Genomic DNA, 18,081 nt, shown 5'->3' on the forward strand with positions numbered 1-18,081 from the left:
TACCGCATGACTACGGCTACTCGCATCGACCAGCTGCCCCGGCAGCGCTTTAACTGGCAGGCCAGCCTCGCCTGGGCCGCGCTATTGCTCATGCTCGGCTGGGGCTGGGAAGAGGCGGAAATGAATCCGCTGCAACTGTTCCGGGACAGCGCCAACATGGCCGAATTTGCCGCCGATTTTTTCCCGCCGGACTTTCGTGACTGGCGCCTTTACCTGAGCGAAATGATCACCACCGTGCATATCGCCCTCTGGGGCACAGTGCTGGCAATCGTCTGCGCCATCCCCCTGGGACTCATGAGTTCGGAAAACCTGGTACCCGCCTGGGTCTACCAGCCCACCCGACGCCTGATGGATGCAGCCCGCGCCATCAATGAAATGGTCTTCGCCATGCTGTTTGTGGTGGCCGTGGGGCTGGGACCCTTTGCCGGTGTGCTGGCGCTGTTTATCCACACCACCGGTGTGCTGGCCAAGCTGTTTTCCGAGGCGGTAGAAGCCATAGACCCCCACCCGGTTGAAGGTGTGCGTGCCAGCGGTGCCAACCCGCTGGAGGAAATCGTCTACGGCGTGATCCCCCAGGTGCTGCCGTTGTGGATCTCGTTCTCGCTCTACCGCTTCGAGTCCAACGTGCGTTCCGCCACCGTCGTGGGAATGGTCGGTGCCGGGGGTGTCGGCGTGGTGCTGTGGGAAAGCATTCGCGGCTTTCAGTTTCAGCAGACCTGCGCCCTGATGATCATGATCATTCTGTGCGTCACCCTGATCGATCTGTCATCGCAGCAACTGCGCAAGGCCTTCATATGACCCGGCCTTTTTTTCTCACTCACGGACTTGTATAGACAACATGGCTGTTTACCTGAAAATCGCCACCGAGCTGCGCGACGAGATCCGCCACCAGTATCAGATCGGTGACTTTCTGCCGCCGGAAAAGCAGCTGGCAGAACGCTTCAATGTGAACCGGCACACCCTGCGCCGGGCGGTCGATGAACTGGTGCAGGACGGCCTGGTGCGCCGTTTTCAGGGCATTGGCAACCAGATCGCCAAACCCAAGATCGACTATGTATTGCATGACCGTGCCAGCTACAGCCACAACCTGGCCAGCATTGGTCTGAGCCTGGAAACCCGGGTGCTCAATTGCAGGCTCGAGAAGCTGCGCCCGGGCCTGGCCGACCGGCTTAAGCTGCCCGCAAATACAGCCTATGTGCTACTGACCACCTGCCGCCTGATCGATGGCCGATCCGCCTGCCTGATTCGCCATCACCTGTTTGATGTCGAACTGGAAAAAATGCAGGCGTTCCACAGCGGCTCTCTGCACCAGTTCCTGCTGCAGCAATTCAACTGCCCGCTCAAACGCGGCAATACCCGGCTGCGGGCACGCATGCCCAACTTTGAGGAGTGCAACCAGCTGCAGCTTGGCCGCGGCGTACCTGTGCTCGAAGTACATACCCAAAACTTTCACGCCACGACCGGGGCACTGAAGGAGTACTCCCTCAGCCTCAGCCGCAGCGACATGTTTGAATACAGTCTGGAGCCTTGATAATGCAAAACCCAACCCCGCGTCAGCACTGGATGTCCATCCTTGCCCGCGCCCCCCGCGCCCAGCTCTGCGCCCTGTACCGACCGGAACCGGACACCGAGTTTGAGCTGATCCGGGCACCTGAAACCGGCCTGACCCAGGTACGCGCCCGCAGTGGCGGCACAGGCGCGCAGTTCAACCTCGGCGACATGACCCTGACCCGCTGTGTCGTCCGATCCCCTGCCGGCCATCTGGGCTATGCCTTTGTGGCCGGGCGTGACAGGCAGCAGGCTCGCCTGGCCGCCGAGCTCGATGCCCTGCTGCAGGAGTCGGCCCGGCAGACGCAGTTGCTCAGTGACGTCATCGAGCCCCTGGCCCGGCAGCAGCGTGCCGCCCGCAGCGCCCGTGCCGCCGAGGCAGACAGCACCAAAGTCGATTTTTTCACCCTGGTCCGCGGAGAAGACTGATGTCCACCGATACCCTGATACGCGGCTTCGACGATAGCGTACACGACAGCCAGCAATGCTTTCGCCAGATTCTGCGGGCCATGAGCGAACCCGGCACCCTGGTGCAGCTCTGCAGCCCCGCAACCCCCGAGGGGCTGGCGCCGGCCAGTTTCGCGCTCTGCCAGACGCTGCTCGACAGCGATACGCGGCTCTGGCTCTCGCCGGAATTTGATCGCCCCGGCATCAAGCGCAACCTGCACTTTCACTGCGGTCTCAGTCTGACCAGGCAGCGCGAAGAGGCGCACTTTGCCCTCGCCCGCCAGGACGAGCTGCAAACGCTGGAGGGCTTTGGCCGTGGCAGCCCCGAATACCCCGAAACCGGCGTGACCCTGTTGCTGGAAGTCAGCCTGGAGGGCCCCCGCAGCAGCCACTGCCTGACCCTGAGCGGCCCCGGCATCGACGGCGAGCGCCAGATTCATGTCAGCGGCCTGACAGGCCCCGTACTGGACGAGCTGCTGAACCGTCAGGATAGCTTCCCCCAGGGGATAGACCTGATGCTGATCGATCAGCATCAGCTGATCTGCATTCCCCGCACCACCCGCGTCAGCAGCTGCCTGAGCACCGCAGCCACGGAGGTCCGTTAATGTACGTTGCAGTCAAAGGTGGCGAGAAAGCCATCGAAAACGCCCACCAGCGCCTGGCCGAGCGCCGCCGCGGCGACCGCGCCCAGCCGGAGCTGTCGGTGGCGCAAATCGAGCAGCAGATGCCCTTTGCCGTGGCCAGGGTCATGACCGAAGGCTCCATCTGCGACCCGACTCTGGCGGCACTGGCCATCAAGCAGGCGGGGGGCGATCTGGTCGAAGCCATCTTCCTGCTGCGCGCCTACCGCACCACCCTGAGCCGCTTCTGTACCAGCCTGCCGCTGGACACCACGGCAATGCAGGTGAATCGGCGCATCTCCGCCATCTACAAGGATTTGCCGGGCGGCCAGCGCCTGGGGCCCACATTTGACTACAGCCACCGCCTGCTGGACTTCAGCCTTATGGCCGCTGCAGACGATGCCGGGGCTCAGGGCTCAGTGCCCGCCGGCGCAGATGAAGCCGAAGCCGCAGACCCCGAGACCCTGTCCCGCGTACTGCACATTCTGGAGCGCGAAGACCTGATCGTGACCGAACAGGATGATGGTGCCGCCCCCGCCGACATCACCCGCGACCCGCCCAGCTTTCCCTCCGATCGCTCCGCCCGGCTGCAATCCCTGGTGCGCGGCGATGAAGGCTTCCTGCTGGCGCTGGGGTATTCCACCCAGCGTGGCTATGGCCGCAACCATCCTTTCGCCGGTGAGATCCGCGTCGGCGAGGTTGAGGTCCTGATCGCCCCAGAGGAACTCGGCTTTGCCGTCAGCATTGGCGATATCGAGGTCACCGAGTGCGAGCTGGTCAACGGCTTCACCCATAGCGCGGGCGAAGACGCCCGCTTTACCCGCGGCTACGGCCTGACCTTTGGCTACGCCGAGCGCAAGGCCATGTCCATGGCGCTGGTTGATCGTGCCCTGCAGGCCGATGACTACGACGAGGAACGCAGCTCGCCAGCGCAGCAGGAGGAGTTTGTGCTGGCCCATTGCGACAACGTCGAGGCCGCCGGATTCGTATCCCACCTCAAACTGCCCCACTACGTCGATTTCCAGTCCGAGCTGGAACTTTTGCGAAAACTGCGCACCGCCGGCGCCCCCCAGGAGATACCCGCATGAGCGCGCACGCCGTCCGCGATGGCTACAACTTCGCCTATCTCGATGAACAGACCAAGCGCATGATTCGCCGCGCGCTGCTAAAGGCCATCGCCATTCCCGGCTATCAGGTGCCCTTCGGTGGCCGTGAAATGCCCATGCCCTATGGCTGGGGCACCGGGGGCATGCAGGTCACAGCAGCCGTCATCGGTGCCGATGATGTGCTCAAGGTCATAGACCAGGGCGCCGATGACACCACCAACGCCGTGAGCATTCGCGCGTTCTTTCGCGACCTCACAGGCGTTGCCACCACCGAGCGCACCGCGGATGCCAGCCTGATCCAGACCCGCCACCGCATCCCGGAACAGCCCCTGGAAGCCGGCCAGATACTGATCTACCAGGTGCCCATTCCGGACCCGCTGCGCTTTATCGAACCCAGCGAAGTGGAAACCCGCAAGATGCACGCGCTGGAAGACTACGGCGTCATGCACGTCAAGCTCTACGAGGACATAGCCCGGCACGGCCATATCGCCACCACCTATGCCTATCCGGTGCTGGTGAACGGTCGCTATGTCATGGACCCGTCACCGATTCCCAAATTCGACAACCCGAAAATGCATCACTCCCCCGCGCTGCAACTGTTCGGCGCCGGGCGTGAAAAACGCATCTACGCGGTGCCGCCCTTTACCGATGTCCAGAGTCTGGATTTTGAGGACCACCCCTTCGAGATTCAGCGCTGGGAACAGAGCTGCGCCATCTGCGGCAGCGATCAAAGCTTTCTCGATGAAGTCATCACCGATGACAAAGGCGGAAGAATGTTTATTTGCTCAGACACGGACTACTGCCGCAGCCGCAGCCAGGCCGTCGACCAGGCCGCCAAGGAAAACGCCGCATGAACAGCTTGAATACCGCGTTTAACAATACCGATCTCGACACGCCCCTGCTGCGCGTAAATGCCCTGTCCATGCTGTATGCCCCCGGCAAGGGCTGCGAGGACGTCAGCTTTGATCTTTACCCCGGTGAAGTACTGGGCATTGTCGGCGAATCCGGCTCCGGCAAGTCGACCCTGCTCTCCAGCCTGTCAGGCCGGGTGACCCCAACCGCAGGCAGCGTGTCCTATCGTGATGAGGAGAACCGCTGGCTTGATCTCTATGCCCTGCCCGAAGCGCGGCGCCGCCGCCTGCTGCGCACCGAGTGGGGTTTTGTCCACCAGCACGCCCGCGACGGGCTGCGCATGGGCGTCTCGGCCGGTGCCAATATAGGTGAACGGCTGATGGCGGTGGGCGAGCGCAATTACGGCACTATCCGCCAGCGCAGCCTCAAATGGATGGCCGACGTTGAACTCGATTGCACCCGGATCGACGACAAGCCCGCAACCTATTCCGGCGGCATGCAGCAACGACTGCAGATTGCCCGCAACCTGGTGACCCATCCCAGGCTGGTGTTCATGGACGAGCCCACCGGTGGCCTCGATGTCTCGGTGCAGGCGCGGCTGCTCGATCTGCTGCGCGGCCTGGTCACGGACCTGAACCTGGCGGTTGTAATCGTCACCCATGACCTGGCCGTGGCCCGGCTGCTGGCCCAGCGTCTGGTGGTGATGCGCCACGGCCGGGTCGTGGAAACCGGACTCACCGACCAGGTGCTGGATGATCCCCAGCACCCCTACACCCAGTTGCTGGTGTCATCCGTTCTGACACCCTGAGCCCTGCAAGGGGAAAGGTGAAAGGTGAAAGGTGAAAACACTATGGTCGAACAAGCGCCGCACAAGGAAACAACAATGAACACCATGATCAAGCTGGAGGGGCTGTCCAAGACCTTCACTCTGCACAACCAGCAAGGCACACGGCTGGAGGTGCTGCAGGGAGTAGACCTCAACGTACAGGCCGGCGAATGCGTTGTACTGCACGGGGAAAGTGGCGCCGGCAAGAGCACGCTGCTTCGCACCCTCTACGCCAACTACCTGCCCAGTTGCGGCAGCCTGCAGGTGCGCCACGATGGCGAACTGCTGGACCTGACCCGCGCCAGCAGCCGCGAACTGCTGCAGGTGCGTCGCCGCACCCTGGGCTACGTGAGCCAGTTTCTGCGCGTTATACCGCGGGTATCGACACTGGACGTGGTGATGCAGCCGCTGCGCGAACTGGGCATCCCGCGGGAGCAATGCGAAGTCCGCGCAGCGGCGCTGCTGCGCAGACTCAATGTACCGGAGCGGCTCTGGAGCCTGGCACCGGGCACCTTTTCCGGCGGCGAACAGCAGCGGGTCAATATCGCCCGCGGCTTTATTGTCGAGTACCCGATACTGCTGCTGGATGAGCCAACCGCCTCACTGGATGCCCGCAACGCCGAGGTCGTGGTGCAGCTGATCGCTGCCGCCCGTGATCGCGGCGCCGCCATCGTTGGCATCTTCCACGACCAGACTGCACGCCACGCCGTCGCCGATCGCCTGTTCGATCTGCGCCGCCCGGCCGCCTGATACAGCGCCTGTCACAGACAGCAGCCACCCCAGACAAGGGATTCAGAGATGATTTTGACCAACGCACGAATTGTCCTCTCCAACGAAGTGGTTGAGGGCAGCCTGCACATCGAAAAGGGTGTTATCCAGTCCGTCGATCAGGGCCTTTCATCCCTGCCGGGCGCCATCGACTGCGAGGGCGACCTACTGTTGCCGGGGCTGGTCGAATTGCATACCGACAATATGGAAAAATACTTCACGCCCCGCCCAGGGGTGACCTGGCCCGGCGTCTCTGCGGTCAAGACCCATGATGCGCAGATGATCAGTGCCGGCATTACCAGCGTGTTCGATGCCGTCTCCATTGGCGATGTCATTGAAGGCAGCGAGCGCCTGGCCAACCTGTCGCGCATGGTGGACGCACTGGGCGAGGCCCGCAGGCGCGGCCTGATGCGCGCCGACCACCTGCTGCACCTGCGCTGTGAAGTCAGCCACGCCGATACGCTGGACAACTTCCACTCTCTGATGCAACGCACTGCCGTACAACTCGTATCCGTAATGGATCACTCGCCGGGCCAGCGTCAGTTTGCCAACCTGGCAAAATACCGCGAGTACTACCAAGGCAAGTACAAGCTCTCGGATGCAGAGCTCGAAGCCTTTATCCAGCGCCAGCAGGACGCCAGCGCCCGCTACAGCGACAGCTATCGCCGGGACATCTGCGACTACTGTCGGCAACAGGGCATCGCCCTGGCCAGCCACGACGATGCCACCCGCGCTCATGTCGAGGAGTCTGTTGCACTGGGCATGGCGATCGCTGAATTCCCCACCACGCTGGAGGCGGCACAGGCCGCACACAAAAGCGGCATGGCGGTGCTGATGGGCGCGCCCAACGTGGTGCGCGGCGGATCGCACTCCGGCAATATCGCAGCCCATGTGCTTGCCAGCGAAGGCCTGCTCAATGTGCTGTCCAGCGATTACTACCCCGCCAGCCTGCTGGAGGGCGCCTTTAAACTGGCTGATCTTGAGAGCAATGACTACGATCTGGCCCGCGCCATCGCCCTGGTGACCCGGCGCCCGGCGGATGCGGCGGGACTGACGAACCGCGGCCGCATCGAACAGGGGGCCCGCGCCGATCTGGTCTGGGCACGCCAGGATGCCCAGCGCGAGGTGCATGTCGAGCATGTCTGGAAGGATGGCCGCCGTGTCTTCTGAACCCATGATTCGCGGTCGTCTGGTCTACCTGATGGGCGCCTCTGGCAGCGGCAAGGACACGCTGCTGCAAACGCTGCGCACCCAGGCCCCCGATGCGGCCGGGCTGCTGCTGGCCCATCGCTATATCACCCGTCCCTGGCACGCCGGGGGCGAAAATCATATCGAGCTCAGCCAGCAGGAGTTCGACCGACGCCAGCATCTCGGGCTCTTCAGCCTGCACTGGCAGGCCCACGGCCTGAGCTATGGCATCGGCGTTGAAGCCCAGGCCTGGCTGGAAGCCGGCTGCAATGTTCTGGTGAATGGATCCCGCGCTCAGCTGCAGCAGGCGCAGCAGCGCTTTGGGGCCGCCCTGCTGCCGGTGCTGCTGCAGGTAAACGAAGCGGTGCTGCGCAGGCGACTGGAGGCGCGCGGTCGGGAATCCGAGGCCGCTATCGCCGCGCGCCTGCTGCGGGCCCGGGAGTACGCTAAGGGTATAAATAATGGGGTCAGCGTTATTAATAACGACGGCCCCATCGATCAGGCCGCCCATGCGCTTTGCCGCCTGCTGACAACGCCTGACACGATAAACGGGGGCGGCGACTCATGATGGCACTAACACCTTGGAGGCGGCGGTTCTATGCCTGAACTGGAGTTTCTCGGTACCGGTGATGCTGGCCAGGTCCCGCGCTGGGGCTGTGACTGCGGTGCTTGCCAGCGGGCACGCCTGGATCCGGCCCGCAAACGCAGGCCCTGCAGCGCCGCGCTGCATACTGAGGAGGGTACGACCCTGATTGACGCCGGCTGCACTGACCTCGCCGAGCGTTTCGCTTTCGATGATATCCGCCGGGTACTGCTGACCCACTTCCACATGGACCATGTACAGGGGCTGTTTCACCTGCGCTGGGGCCAGTGCCGCAGTAAAATTCCGGTCTACCGCCCCGATGATCCCAAGGGAGCAGACGACCTGTACCGGCACCCCGGCGTATTCGAGTTCCAGCCCCCCTGCCCGGCCTTTGAGCGCCAGCAGTTCCCAGGCTTTAACCTGACCCCGCTGCCACTGCTCCATTCACGCCCAACCCAGGGACTGCTGATTGAAACCCCCCGTACCCGGCTCGCCTGGCTCACCGATACCCTCGGCCTGCCGCGCGTCACCCAGGATTTTTTACAGCAACAGCCAAGGCTCGACTGGCTGGTACTCGACTGCAGTGAGCCACCGCGACAAACACCCCCACGCAACCACAACGATCTGACCCGAGCGCTACACACCCATCATCTGCTCACCCCAGGCCGCACCCTGCTGACCCATATTGGCCATGAATTCGATGACTGGCTTGAATCCGACCGTGGCGACCTGCCGGCAACGGTGTCCATTGCAAGGGACGGCCTGCGCATTTCACTGTAAACACCGTCTTAGCTGCGCAGCAGCAGGGCCGCGATTACATACACCAGCAGATAAATAACCCCGTATAGCAGCGGCAGCAGCCAGAGCAGTAGAGCACGCAGTTCAAGGCGCAGATCCGCCCCACGGATACGCTCAACCAGGGCGCGGGACAGCAGAAGCGCCAGCAGCATGAGCGGCACCAGCAGCAGCCAGAACAGCGGCACGCGAATCTCGACTTGCCAGCGCCAGCTCAGTGACAGTAACTCAGACAGCTGATTCGACAGCGACTGCAACGGTGTCAGCAGCCAGCCAGGTGGATGCCACAGCTGATTCGCGGTGATGCTGCGCGCCAGCGGCACACACAGGAATACCGCCAGGGCATGCAGCAGCCAGACCAGCGGGCTGGGTGTTAGCCGCCGCGGATGACGCTGCACCGCCTCCAGCTGTCGCGCCCAGTGGCCGTAATGGAAATCGTTCAGTTGCAGCAGATGCGGCTGCAACACAGGACAGGAAGCCGCATTTTCGCGCACGAACAGCAGCGCATCCTCTGCGGTGGAAAAACGCTTCTGATAGCCCAGCCCGAAACGACGCTGTCCACAGCAAAAGGCGTCCTTTTTCGCATCGTAACTCACGGGGTTGGGAATTTTCTGCGCCACAGTGTTCTCCCTGTCTGTTCGACACAGCTTAGTCGCTTGCGCCCGCGACAGTGAGGCGCGAGGGCCCCCCGTGGCACTTTTGCAGAGGCGTCAGCACCACCGCGGCGAACGCCTTCGCCGGCTACTCCATCATCAGCATTCGCTGCTCCAGCTGCCCCTGCAGTTCAATATTGAAGTGCTCCGCCGAGCGCATGTGCTGCAGCATCAGCGCCCTCGCCTGTTCTGCATCCCGGGCACGAAAGGCCCCCATCAGCTGGCGGTGGTAGTCCAGATTGGCGCAGGAAAACTCGCGCTGCTCCGGCAGGCGCGCCTTCTTGAAGATCACCAGATCCCGGATCAGATCATTCAGAAAGCGGCCGATAAAGGCCAGCAGCGGGTTGGTGCAGCGCTCGGCCAGTACCACATGAAACTCAAGTTCGGCGATACGCTGCTCGATGCGCTCATCAAAGTCCGCCGCAGGCTGTGCACAGCGCTCTACCAGTGCATCCAGCCGATCGAGATCATCCTCGCTCAGCAAAGACGTCGCCTGAGCGGCAATTTCCGGCTCCACCAAGGTGCGCAGTGCATAGATGTCCGGCCCGCTGGGCTGCTCGAAATGCAGGAAATTGCGCAGCAGCTGGCTGGCCAGATCGTAGGGCACCGACACCAGCACAGCGCCACCGTTGGGCCCGGTGCGGATACTGATCAGCCCCTGCACTTCCAGTGACTTCAGCGCTTCGCGCACCGTACCCTTGGCACAATCGAACTGAGCCATCAGCTCGCGCTCGTTGGGCAGCCGCTCGCCGGGCTGCTTGCCATTGACCACGACCCAGCGCTTGATCGAATCGACGATCTGATCGGCACGCTTGATGCGTCGGCTCGGGGTGAAAGTTGCACTATCGTTGTTCATAAAGGTGTCTTTGTGGGTGGCCGTCTATTCTGCCACGGTCGACCCGGCTTGAGCATAAAAGTTTAATTAACCTATTTATTGCAATAAATAGACTTTTATAGTTTTATGCTACCCAAGCAACGCAGATATTTGACCCGGGAGAGCGATACCATGGCACAGCACAGCAGCTTCAACTGGCAGGACCCTCTGCTGATCGATCAGCAGCTTAATGAAGAAGAACGCCAGATCCGCGATATGGCCCATGACTACTGTCAGGAGCAGCTGCAGCCGCGGGTGCTGCAAGCCTTTCGCCACGAGCACTTTGAGCGCGAGATCATGCGGGAAATGGGCTCTCTGGGGCTGCTCGGCGCCTGCGTCGATCCACAGTACGGCGGCAGCGGCCTGAGCCAGGTGGGCTACGGTCTTATCGCCCGAGAAGTCGAACGCGTCGATTCCGGCTACCGCTCGGCCATGAGCGTGCAGTCCTCCCTGGTGATGTACCCCATCGAAACCTATGGCTCAGAGGCACAAAAGCAGAGGTATCTGCCCAAACTCGCCAGCGGTGAATGGGTCGGCTGTTTCGGCCTGACCGAACCCAACCATGGCTCGGACCCGGGTTCGATGATTACCCGGGCCAAGAAGGTCGAGGGCGGTTACCGCCTCAGTGGCCAGAAAATGTGGATCACCAACAGCCCCATTGCCGACCTGGCCGTGGTCTGGGCCAAGTCCGACGCCCACGACAACAAGATCCGTGGCTTTATCGTCGAGCGTGAAACCGAGGGCTTCAGCACGCCCAAGATCCAGGGCAAGGTCAGCCTGCGGGCCTCAGTCACCGGCGAGATAGTGCTGGATGATGCCTTTGTACCGGACGAAAACCTGCTGCCCGACGCCAGCGGTCTCAGCGGCCCCTTCGGCTGCCTCAACAAGGCGCGCTACGGTATCGCCTGGGGCGTCATGGGCGCGGCGGAATTCTGCTGGCATGCCGCGCGCCAGTACTGCCTGGATCGCACTCAGTTCGGCCGGCCCCTGGCGGCCAACCAGCTGATTCAGCTGAAACTCGCCAACATGCAGACCGAAATCACCCTGGGGCTGCAGGCCGCACTACAGGTCGGCCGTCTGCTGGATGCAGGCCAGGGTGCGCCTGAAATGGTATCGCTGATCAAGCGCAACAACTGTGGCAAGGCACTGGATATCGCCCGCGTCGCGCGGGACATGCACGGCGGCAATGGCGTCTCCGACGAGTTTGGCGTTATTCGCCACATGGTCAACCTGGAGTCGGTGAACACCTACGAGGGCACCCACGATGTGCATGCCCTGATCCTGGGCCGTGCCCAGACCGGTATTCAGGCGTTCTGCTAAACCTCCACCCTGCGAACAAGGAGCCACATGCATGAGCCCGAAGCCCCTCAAAGGTATCCGCGTACTGGATCTGTCCCGCGTGCTGGCCGGCCCCTGGTGCAGCCAGCAGCTGGCAGACCTGGGGGCCGAGGTGATCAAGATCGAGCGGCCCGGGCGCGGCGATGATACCCGCGCCTGGGGGCCGCCCTGGCTCGAAGGCAGCACTGAAGCGGCCTATTACCTCAGCGCCAATCGCGGCAAGTCATCGGTCGCCATCGATATCGCCAGGCCCGAAGGGCAGCAGCTGATCAAACAGCTGCTGCAGGACTGCGACGTCTTGCTGGAGAACTTCAAGGTTGGTGGCCTGAAGCGCTATGGCCTGGACTACGACAGCCTCAAGGCCGACAGGCCGGATCTGATCTACTGCTCAATCACGGGCTTTGGCCAGGACGGACCCTACGCCCACAGGGCCGGTTACGATTTCATGATTCAGGGCATGGGCGGGCTTATGAGCCTCACCGGCCAGCCGGACAGCCAGCCCGGTGGCGGGCCAGTCAAGGTGGGTGTCGCCTTCGCCGATATTTTTACCGGCATGTACGCCGCCAATGCCATCATGGCGGCGCTCTTTGCGCGCCAGCAAAGTGGCACAGGCACCCATATCGACCTGGCCCTGCTGGATGTGCAGGTCGCGGTACTGGCCAACCAGTCGATGAATTACCTCTGTTCCGGTCAGCCGCCGACACGCCTGGGCAATGCCCATCCGAATATAGTGCCCTACCAGGCCTTTGCCACCCTGGATGGCCACCTGATTCTGGCGGTGGGCAATGATGTGCAATTTGGCCGCTTCTGCGCTACCGCAGGTTGCCAGGAGGTAGCCGCAGACCCGCGCTTTGCCAGCAACCAGGCCCGGGTTGAGCACCGTGACAGCCTTGTGCCGCTGCTGCAGGCCTGCTTGGCAACACGCACTACCGCCGACTGGCTGAGCGCACTGGAAACCGCCGGCGTGCCCTGCGGCCCGATCAACAACCTGCAACAGGTGTTCGACGACCCTCAGGTGCAACACCGTGGCCTGCAGTTCGACCTGCCCCACCCGTCTGGCGGCACCGCACCCATGGTGGGCAACCCTATCCGCTTTAATGGCCAGGCGCTGAACGCCAATAGCGCCCCACCCACCCTCGGCCAGCACACCGACCAGGTGCTGCTGCAGCTCGGTTTATCGGCCGAGGACTGTCACCGACTGCGCCAACAAGGCCTGATCGCGTGAATGTCCAGGCTTCCCCACGCATCACCAATCACCAATCACAAATAACAATTCACCGGCTCGCCACAACGGCCGCACCGGCTTATGATGGCGAACACACTTTCAGGGGAGACACATCCATGGATCTGCATATTGCCGGTCGCACCGCCATTGTCTGCGCCGCATCCAAAGGCCTTGGCCGCGCCTGCGCCGAAGCCCTTGCCGCCGAAGGCGTTAATCTGGTGATCAATGCCCGCACCAGCGATGTACTGGAACAGACCGCCGCCAACATTCGCAGCCGTTACGGCGTGCAGGTCACGGCCATCGCCGGCGACATTACCACCACCGAAGGACGTGATGCGGTGCTCGCCGCCTGCCCGGCACCGGATATTCTGGTGAACAACGCCGGCGGCCCGCCGCCGGGTGATTTTCGCTCTTGGGATGATGGCGACTGGCACCAGGCGCTGCAAAACAACATGGTCAGCCCGATTCAGCTGATCAAGGCGGTTCTCGATGGCATGATCGAGCGGGGTTTTGGCCGTATCGTCAATATCACCTCGGGCGCGGTCAAGGCGCCCATCCCCGCGCTGGGACTCTCGAACGGCGCCCGTACCGGCCTCACCGGTTTTGTTGCCGGCCTCTCGCGCCAGGTGGCCGAGCACAATGTCACCATCAACAACCTGCTGCCAGGCCCGTTTGAAACCGACCGCCTCAATGCCACCCTGGCCGGTGCCGTCAAGGCCAGCGGCCAGTCGCTGGAACAGGTACGCCAGGCGCGCAAGGATACTAACCCCAGCAAGCGCTTTGGCGATCCGGACGAATTCGGCGCCGCCTGTGCGTTTCTGTGCAGCACCCAGGCGGGCTTTATCGTCGGCCAGAATATTCTGCTCGACGGTGGCGCCTTCCCGGGCACCCTGTAACAGGATGGGTGACAGCTGGCTAAGTCGCCGGGGTCACCCGCTGAGCGTCAAAGCAGCGCCGCACCGAACAGGCGGCCGTGACTGAGCAATAGCGCGCTATACGCCATCAGACCGAAGATCACCGCCAGAATGTCGTAGACCAACTGCGGACTGCGGACCGGTATCAGTGTCTTGCGCACTTTGCTCAGCAGCATGTCGAGTAGCGCGTAGGCCAGGAAGGGAGCGAACAACAGGGTCGATGCCAGGTCGCCATTGGCCAGCAGATGTACTGCAGCCCAGAGCGCCACACCGAGTAGCATCGGGTGGCGCACTTTGCGTTTGATAAAGGTCGGCAGATAAGCCGCGATGATCAGGATCAGTGCCAAGGGCATCAGCGCAATGGCCAGGGGGCGGCCAAATTCCACGGCCGGCCAGAGCCTTTGGGCCCCGATCTGCTGATACCCCTGCACCACCAGGCTTAACCCGGTCAGCGAACCGAGCGAAAACAGTCCCAGATAGAACCATCGCCCGAGCACCTCGATCAGCCGCTGCCGCACACCGGCCAACAGCGGCAGTGCATGCACGCCGAAAAACAACGCCAACCCCAGCACCATTGCGTTCATGTACCCTCCCAACCTGCCTGATTACGCCTGTCGGTGAGTATAGGTGCTGGCAGCCGCAGCGCGGCTCTTGCCGGTGATACCTCAGATAGCCGGATAGGTGGTATAGCCCTCGGCACCTGATGCATAAAAGGTGCTGCTGTCCGGCGTGTTCAGCTCAGCCTGCTGACGCAGGCGCTGCGGCAGGTCCGGGTTGGCAATAAAGGGCACGCCAAAGGCCACCGCATCCACCCGGCCATCCTCGATCCAGGCATTGGCGCTCTCGCCGGTAAAGCGCTCGTTGGCAATAAAGGCGCCGCTGAACAGCGCCTTTATTGTCGGCACCAGGCTGTCTTCACCCTCGGCTTCGCGGGCACAGATAAAGGCGATATTCCGCGCCGACAGTGCGCTGGCAACATGGCCAAATATCGCCGCAGGATCCGAATCGCCCATATCATGGGCATCGCCACGGGGCGACAGATGTACGCCCACCCGGCCCGCGTCCCAGACGCTGAGCACTGCATCGGTAATTTCCAGCAACAGCCGGGCGCGGTTTTCCACCGAGCCGCCATAAGCATCGCTGCGCTTGTTGCTGCTGTCCTGCAGGAACTGATCTATCAGATAGCCGTTGGCAGCATGAATTTCCACACCGTCAAAACCGGCGGCCTGGGCGTTTTCCGCACCCTGGCGGAAGGCTTCTACTATGTCCGATATTTCTTCGGTTTCCAGTGCCCGTGGCGTTGTAAAGGGCCGCTCGGGCCGCACCAGACTGACATGTCCGGCCGGCGCTATGGCGCTTGGGGCTACCGGCAAGGCGCCATCAAGATACATGGGGTCAGACACGCGCCCTACGTGCCACAGCTGCAACACTATCTTGCCACCCTTGGCGTGCACCGCATCGGTAATGCGCCGCCAGCCAGCAACCTGAGCCTGGTTCCAGATCCCGGGCGTATCGGGATATCCCACACCCATGGGCGTCACGGCGGTGGCTTCAGAAATAATAAGTCCTGCGCTGGCGCGCTGGCTGTAATACTCCAGCATCAGATCACCGGGGACCCGACCGTCCTCTGCCCGGCACCGGGTCAGTGGCGCCATGACAATACGGCTGTTCAGCTCGATCGCACCAATTTTTACCGGATCAAATAATGACGGCATAACAGAGTATCTCCATGGAATGAACAGGCCGGCAGTTTCCGGCGCAGGTTAAGGGCGGGTCGGGTTAATCTGGCTCAGCAGGCCTGGCGCCAGAGCTCCTGAGCCTTGGCGTCGCTATCAGCGCGACTGACCGGATAATGAATGCGCATGGGGTCGGCGCCTATATCACGCAGCGTATGACGGTCAATGGATACCGCTGCAGCGCAGCCCTGGCGCAGAGTACGGAACAGTTTCTGAATGCCGGGGATGAGTTTCATGGATCTTGCCTCCGCTGTGCGTATTAGGTGACGCTGGGTACTTGGAACCCGTCACCGGATCTGTGAGTCTGTGTCGGCCAAGCCGAAACAAACCGGTCGGTATGCTTGAAGTGAATTTAACCATACCGATTGGTATGTGGTCAATCCCCAGACGGCATAAAACTGCCGGCAGCTGAAACGTCACGGCGGCGGCACCTTGCACTCAAAGCTCAGCGCTGAACCAGGGAACAATCGGGGAGCAAGGAACCAGCAAGACAAAAAAACGGCCCTGCCCCGCTAAGGGAAGGACCGTAAAAGTGACACAGGAGAATCCGCAGTGTGAAGCTGTACCCGATCAGTTGCGCTTGATGTACTGGTCCATGTTTTGCGGTGTTACCAGCTCAAATGGCACCCAGACTTTCTTGTCGACCGGCTCACCCTTGATCAGCTTGAGGCTGGTTTCAAGCGCACCGCGGCCCTGGGCCTCTGCGTTCTGAAATACGGTGACATCCAGATCACCGGCCTGCATGGCCGCCAGAGCATCGGCGGTAGCATCAATCCCGGACACGATCACACTGTCCATGCTGCGGCCGGATGCCTTAAGTGCCTGAATGGCGCCTATGGCCATTTCATCGTTGTTGGCGATAACGGCGTCAAACTCCAGACCCGCGGTCAGCCAGTTGGTCATAAGGTCGTTGCCTTCGGTGCGCATGAAATCTGCGGTCTGCTCTTCAACGATGACCAGGCCACTGCACTCGGGGGTGGCGATCACATCATGGATGTCCTTGGTACGCTGCAACGCGGCGTTGTCGCCCAGGGTGCCCATCATGACCACAACCTTGCCCTTGCCATTCATCAGCCGGCAGACTTCCTGGGTCTGCAGGGTGCCGGATTCGTCTTCGTTGGAGGCAACGAACGCCTGGCCATCAGGCAGCATGTCGACGTTGATCGGACGTCGACCCACATACACCAGTGGAATGCCCGCCGCGGCGGCATCATCGGTAATGGCCTGGGTAGCATCGGAATCCACAGCATCAACGATGATGGCATCCACGCCCGAGGCGATAAAATTCTGCACCTGATTCAGCTGCATTCCGACTTCGTTCTTGGCATCTTCCATCTGCACATCCACGCCGGCCTCATTGGCCGAGGCTTCAATGCTGTTGCGCAGCACCGAAAGAAAGTTATCGTCAAAGCTGAACAGGGACACACCGATCTTGATGTCGGCAGCAAACACCGAGCCCGACAGCAGTGTGGCGGCGATTGCGGTTAACAGTATTTTTTTCATTGTTGTTATCCTCGAACGAGTGGATGAGCGTCAGTGACACTCGTGATTAACCTTGTACGGGGTTTATCCCCGATTTCAAACTGGACAGCGCGCAGGGTTTCAACCCCTGCGCCTGATCCACTATTACCGGCTGATGCTTTGCTTGAGCGCATCGATCGATGACTGGATGCCTGCCTCGGTCGACATGGTGAAATCTTCCATCTCCAGACTGACCCAGTCGTTGTAGCCCTGCATGCGTACGACGGAGAAGAACTCTTTCCACCATTGCAGGTCGTGACCGGCGCCGACGGCGACGTAATTCCAGGCGCGGTTGGCGACATCATCGACCCCCTTGAGCTCCAGCAGACCATTGATCTCGGCCAGGCCGCGCTCGATGCGGGTGTCCTTGCCATGCACATGGTGGATCGCCTCGCCCAGCGCCCGGGCCCCGGCGATGGGGCAGGCCCCTTTCCAGAACAGGTGCGACGGATCCAGGTTCATGCCGACCTTGGGGCCGACTTCATCGCGCAGGCGGAACAGGGTCTCGGGGTTCCATACCAGCATGGCCGAGAAGTTCTCCAGCGCGTATTTCTCGACACCGGCCTCGTTGGCGAGCTTCACCAGGCGCTGCCAGAGCGGAAAGGCGCAGTCTTCCCACTGATAGCGGTCACGTTCCGGCATCTCGTTGGGCCAGCTCTTGGTGTAGACGAGCCAGTTTGGCACGCTGTCACCCGGCGCTGCGGCCGGAAGTCCGGACATGGTCACGATTTTCTTGACGCCGATTGCGCCGGCCAGGCGGACGGTCTGCTCCATTTCCCTGAGGTGACGTTCGCCCATTGCGCCTGGATCGAGGGGATTGGCCGAACAGTTCAGCGCGGCGATCTCGAGGCCGCGGGCTTCGATTTCATTCAGTTTTTTCTTCAGCAGGCCCCGGTCGGCCAGCAGTTCATCGGCACGAAAATGCGGCCCTGCGGACCAGCCGCCGCCGGTCATCTCCAGGCCTTCAACGCCCAGCGCTACACATTTGTCGAGCATGTCTGTGAAAGACAGGTCTCCCATTACATCGGTACAGATCGAAAGTTTCATGCGGCTTCACTCAACTAGAGACGTTGTGACTATTACATCA

General features: G+C 61.9%; 21 protein-coding genes. 14 read left to right on the forward strand and 7 right to left on the reverse strand.

What is annotated here, in order from left to right; translation table 11 throughout:
* Positions 1 to 6 precede the first annotated feature (6 nt).
* From phnE to phnP, 11 genes are all read left to right on the forward strand, one after another.
* Positions 7 to 798, forward strand: coding sequence for a phosphonate ABC transporter, permease protein PhnE (phnE, locus tag A8C75_RS15755; RefSeq protein ID WP_067384489.1), 792 nt, complete (start codon positions 7 to 9; stop codon positions 796 to 798).
* 40 nt (positions 799 to 838) lie between these two features.
* Positions 839 to 1,531, forward strand: coding sequence for a phosphonate metabolism transcriptional regulator PhnF (gene phnF / locus A8C75_RS15760; RefSeq protein WP_067384492.1), 693 nt, complete (start codon positions 839 to 841; stop codon positions 1,529 to 1,531).
* Positions 1,532 to 1,533: 2 nt separating this feature from the next.
* On the forward strand, positions 1,534 to 1,977 hold the full coding sequence (phnG, locus tag A8C75_RS15765; protein ID WP_067384498.1) for a phosphonate C-P lyase system protein PhnG: 444 nt from the start codon (positions 1,534 to 1,536) through the stop codon (positions 1,975 to 1,977).
* On the forward strand, positions 1,977 to 2,600 hold the full coding sequence (gene phnH, locus A8C75_RS15770) for a phosphonate C-P lyase system protein PhnH (RefSeq protein WP_067384514.1): 624 nt from the start codon (positions 1,977 to 1,979) through the stop codon (positions 2,598 to 2,600). The genes phnG and phnH overlap by 1 nt, the downstream gene beginning before the upstream one ends.
* A complete protein-coding gene (locus A8C75_RS15775) occupies positions 2,600 to 3,703 on the forward strand; it encodes a carbon-phosphorus lyase complex subunit (RefSeq protein WP_067384529.1) in 1,104 nt (367 codons plus the stop codon). The genes phnH and A8C75_RS15775 overlap by 1 nt, the downstream gene beginning before the upstream one ends.
* Positions 3,700 to 4,575 carry an alpha-D-ribose 1-methylphosphonate 5-phosphate C-P-lyase PhnJ gene (locus A8C75_RS15780; protein ID WP_067384531.1) on the forward strand — a complete coding sequence of 292 codons (876 nt, stop codon included), beginning with the start codon at positions 3,700 to 3,702 and terminating at the stop codon, positions 4,573 to 4,575. Before A8C75_RS15775 ends, A8C75_RS15780 begins: the two co-directional genes overlap by 4 nt.
* Entirely contained in the window at positions 4,572 to 5,381 is an 810-nt protein-coding gene (gene phnK / locus A8C75_RS15785; RefSeq protein WP_067384533.1) for a phosphonate C-P lyase system protein PhnK, read from the forward strand. Before A8C75_RS15780 ends, phnK begins: the two co-directional genes overlap by 4 nt.
* A gap of 75 nt (positions 5,382 to 5,456) precedes the next feature.
* The gene (gene phnL, locus A8C75_RS15790) at positions 5,457 to 6,149 is read left to right on the forward strand and encodes a phosphonate C-P lyase system protein PhnL (protein ID WP_067384536.1); all 693 of its coding nucleotides are present in this window, start codon (positions 5,457 to 5,459) and stop codon (positions 6,147 to 6,149) included.
* A gap of 48 nt (positions 6,150 to 6,197) precedes the next feature.
* Positions 6,198 to 7,337 carry an alpha-D-ribose 1-methylphosphonate 5-triphosphate diphosphatase gene (phnM, locus tag A8C75_RS15795; protein ID WP_067384538.1) on the forward strand — a complete coding sequence of 380 codons (1,140 nt, stop codon included), beginning with the start codon at positions 6,198 to 6,200 and terminating at the stop codon, positions 7,335 to 7,337.
* Positions 7,327 to 7,923, forward strand: a complete 597-nt coding sequence (gene phnN, locus A8C75_RS15800) for a ribose 1,5-bisphosphokinase (protein WP_227819945.1) — start codon at positions 7,327 to 7,329, stop codon at positions 7,921 to 7,923. The genes phnM and phnN overlap by 11 nt, the downstream gene beginning before the upstream one ends.
* 30 nt (positions 7,924 to 7,953) lie before the next feature.
* Positions 7,954 to 8,718 carry a phosphonate metabolism protein PhnP gene (phnP, locus tag A8C75_RS15805; protein WP_067384542.1) on the forward strand — a complete coding sequence of 255 codons (765 nt, stop codon included), beginning with the start codon at positions 7,954 to 7,956 and terminating at the stop codon, positions 8,716 to 8,718.
* Positions 8,719 to 8,726: 8 nt separating this feature from the next.
* On the opposite strand, the gene A8C75_RS15810 is transcribed toward phnP, so the two are convergent.
* Positions 8,727 to 9,353: a hypothetical protein gene (locus tag A8C75_RS15810; protein ID WP_067384544.1), complete on the reverse strand. Its 627-nt coding sequence runs from the start codon at positions 9,351 to 9,353 to the stop codon at positions 8,727 to 8,729.
* Between the two features lie 121 nt (positions 9,354 to 9,474).
* Entirely contained in the window at positions 9,475 to 10,242 is a 768-nt protein-coding gene (locus tag A8C75_RS15815; RefSeq protein WP_067384546.1) for a FadR/GntR family transcriptional regulator, read from the reverse strand.
* A 150-nt stretch (positions 10,243 to 10,392) separates the two neighbouring features.
* On the opposite strand from A8C75_RS15815, the gene A8C75_RS15820 reads away from it, so the two are divergent.
* From A8C75_RS15820 to A8C75_RS15830, 3 genes are all read left to right on the forward strand, one after another.
* Entirely contained in the window at positions 10,393 to 11,580 is a 1,188-nt protein-coding gene (locus A8C75_RS15820; RefSeq protein WP_067387385.1) for an acyl-CoA dehydrogenase, read from the forward strand.
* 31 nt (positions 11,581 to 11,611) lie between these two features.
* Positions 11,612 to 12,823 carry a CaiB/BaiF CoA transferase family protein gene (locus tag A8C75_RS15825; RefSeq protein WP_067384549.1) on the forward strand — a complete coding sequence of 404 codons (1,212 nt, stop codon included), beginning with the start codon at positions 11,612 to 11,614 and terminating at the stop codon, positions 12,821 to 12,823.
* Positions 12,824 to 12,939: 116 nt separating this feature from the next.
* Positions 12,940 to 13,719, forward strand: coding sequence for an SDR family oxidoreductase (locus tag A8C75_RS15830; RefSeq protein ID WP_067384552.1), 780 nt, complete (start codon positions 12,940 to 12,942; stop codon positions 13,717 to 13,719).
* Between the two features lie 47 nt (positions 13,720 to 13,766).
* Here A8C75_RS15830 and A8C75_RS15835 read toward each other — a convergent pair whose 3' ends face one another.
* The 5 genes from A8C75_RS15835 to A8C75_RS15855 form a co-directional block, all read right to left on the reverse strand.
* Positions 13,767 to 14,321, reverse strand: a complete 555-nt coding sequence (locus A8C75_RS15835; protein WP_067384556.1) for an NnrU family protein — start codon at positions 14,319 to 14,321, stop codon at positions 13,767 to 13,769.
* 81 nt (positions 14,322 to 14,402) lie between these two features.
* Positions 14,403 to 15,452, reverse strand: coding sequence for an alkene reductase (locus A8C75_RS15840; protein ID WP_067384562.1), 1,050 nt, complete (start codon positions 15,450 to 15,452; stop codon positions 14,403 to 14,405).
* A 74-nt stretch (positions 15,453 to 15,526) separates the two neighbouring features.
* Positions 15,527 to 15,709, reverse strand: a complete 183-nt coding sequence (locus A8C75_RS15845; RefSeq protein WP_067384564.1) for a hypothetical protein — start codon at positions 15,707 to 15,709, stop codon at positions 15,527 to 15,529.
* A 334-nt stretch (positions 15,710 to 16,043) separates the two neighbouring features.
* Positions 16,044 to 16,976: a sugar ABC transporter substrate-binding protein gene (locus tag A8C75_RS15850; RefSeq protein WP_067384565.1), complete on the reverse strand. Its 933-nt coding sequence runs from the start codon at positions 16,974 to 16,976 to the stop codon at positions 16,044 to 16,046.
* 123 nt (positions 16,977 to 17,099) lie between these two features.
* A complete protein-coding gene (locus tag A8C75_RS15855; protein ID WP_067384567.1) occupies positions 17,100 to 18,041 on the reverse strand; it encodes a sugar phosphate isomerase/epimerase family protein in 942 nt (313 codons plus the stop codon).
* Between the last annotated feature and the right edge of the window lie 40 nt (positions 18,042 to 18,081).

The sequence above is a fragment of the Marinobacterium aestuarii genome (assembly GCF_001651805.1).
In the GTDB taxonomy this organism is placed as follows: Bacteria; Pseudomonadota; Gammaproteobacteria; order Pseudomonadales; family Balneatricaceae; genus Marinobacterium_A; species Marinobacterium_A aestuarii.

Bases quoted from the DNA above. Each gene is read 5' to 3' on its own strand.
- A8C75_RS15820 (WP_067387385.1), top strand. From the start codon at position 10,393: ATGGCACAGCACAGCAGCTTCAACTGGCAGGACCCTCTGCTGATCGAT.
- phnK (WP_067384533.1), top strand. From the start codon at position 4,572: ATGAACAGCTTGAATACCGCGTTTAACAATACCGATCTCGACACGCCC.
- A8C75_RS15835 (WP_067384556.1), bottom strand. From the start codon at position 14,321: ATGAACGCAATGGTGCTGGGGTTGGCGTTGTTTTTCGGCGTGCATGCA.
- A8C75_RS15855 (WP_067384567.1), bottom strand. From the start codon at position 18,041: ATGAAACTTTCGATCTGTACCGATGTAATGGGAGACCTGTCTTTCACA.
- A8C75_RS15815 (WP_067384546.1), bottom strand. From the start codon at position 10,242: ATGAACAACGATAGTGCAACTTTCACCCCGAGCCGACGCATCAAGCGT.
- phnF (WP_067384492.1), top strand. From the start codon at position 839: ATGGCTGTTTACCTGAAAATCGCCACCGAGCTGCGCGACGAGATCCGC.
- A8C75_RS15845 (WP_067384564.1), bottom strand. From the start codon at position 15,709: ATGAAACTCATCCCCGGCATTCAGAAACTGTTCCGTACTCTGCGCCAG.
- A8C75_RS15825 (WP_067384549.1), top strand. From the start codon at position 11,612: ATGAGCCCGAAGCCCCTCAAAGGTATCCGCGTACTGGATCTGTCCCGC.
- phnM (WP_067384538.1), top strand. From the start codon at position 6,198: ATGATTTTGACCAACGCACGAATTGTCCTCTCCAACGAAGTGGTTGAG.
- phnE (WP_067384489.1), top strand. From the start codon at position 7: ATGACTACGGCTACTCGCATCGACCAGCTGCCCCGGCAGCGCTTTAAC.
- A8C75_RS15830 (WP_067384552.1), top strand. From the start codon at position 12,940: ATGGATCTGCATATTGCCGGTCGCACCGCCATTGTCTGCGCCGCATCC.
- A8C75_RS15780 (WP_067384531.1), top strand. From the start codon at position 3,700: ATGAGCGCGCACGCCGTCCGCGATGGCTACAACTTCGCCTATCTCGAT.
- phnH (WP_067384514.1), top strand. From the start codon at position 1,977: ATGTCCACCGATACCCTGATACGCGGCTTCGACGATAGCGTACACGAC.
- phnP (WP_067384542.1), top strand. From the start codon at position 7,954: ATGCCTGAACTGGAGTTTCTCGGTACCGGTGATGCTGGCCAGGTCCCG.
- A8C75_RS15850 (WP_067384565.1), bottom strand. From the start codon at position 16,976: ATGAAAAAAATACTGTTAACCGCAATCGCCGCCACACTGCTGTCGGGC.
- A8C75_RS15840 (WP_067384562.1), bottom strand. From the start codon at position 15,452: ATGCCGTCATTATTTGATCCGGTAAAAATTGGTGCGATCGAGCTGAAC.
- phnL (WP_067384536.1), top strand. From the start codon at position 5,457: ATGAACACCATGATCAAGCTGGAGGGGCTGTCCAAGACCTTCACTCTG.
- A8C75_RS15775 (WP_067384529.1), top strand. From the start codon at position 2,600: ATGTACGTTGCAGTCAAAGGTGGCGAGAAAGCCATCGAAAACGCCCAC.
- phnG (WP_067384498.1), top strand. From the start codon at position 1,534: ATGCAAAACCCAACCCCGCGTCAGCACTGGATGTCCATCCTTGCCCGC.